The sequence below is a fragment of the bacterium genome, assembly GCA_020440705.1.
GTDB lineage: Bacteria > Krumholzibacteriota > Krumholzibacteriia > LZORAL124-64-63 > LZORAL124-64-63 > JAGRNP01.
The window spans coordinates 1-567 of the sequence record JAGRNP010000356.1; the positions used below are offsets into that span (position 1 = coordinate 1).

The window sequence follows — 567 nt, forward strand, 5'->3', positions numbered from 1 at the left end:
CTCCGGCAGATCGCCGAGGCGGTCCTCCGTCTCCTGCGCCAGCTCGTCGGCGTCCTGGAGCGTCCTCAGTCCGGAGATGCGCTGGTAGAGCGCGAGGCGCGACTCGATCTCGCCGACGTAGGACTCGGGGACGTGCGCCGCGACCGGCAGATCGATGAGCACCTTGCGGATCTCGCCGCGCTCCTCGTGCGGCAGCACCTCGCGCGGGCGGTTCTCGGACTTCGACTTCAGGTCCTCGACGGCCTCGGACAGCATCTCCGTGTAGAGGTCGAAGCCGACCGACGCGATGTGACCGCTTTGTTCCGCGCCCAGGAGGTTGCCGGCGCCGCGGATCTCGAGGTCGCGCAGCGAGACCTGGAACCCGGCGCCCAGCTCGCTCGCCTCGAAGATCGTCGAGAGTCGCGCCTGAGCCGTCTCCGTGAGCACGCGGTTCTTCGGGTGGAAGAGGTACGCGTATGCCTGGTTCACGCCACGGCCCACGCGGCCGCGCAGCTGGTACATCTGCGCGAGGCCGAGCATGTCCGCGCGGTCGACGATGAGCGTGTTTGCGTTCGGGATGTCGATGCC

General features: G+C 68.8%; 1 protein-coding gene. It reads right to left on the reverse strand.

Annotated elements, in window-relative coordinates; translation table 11 throughout:
* Nucleotides 1–567, reverse strand: a 567-nt coding sequence (locus tag KDM41_18765) for a transcription-repair coupling factor (GenBank protein MCB1185467.1), incomplete at both ends; no start/stop codon positions are given.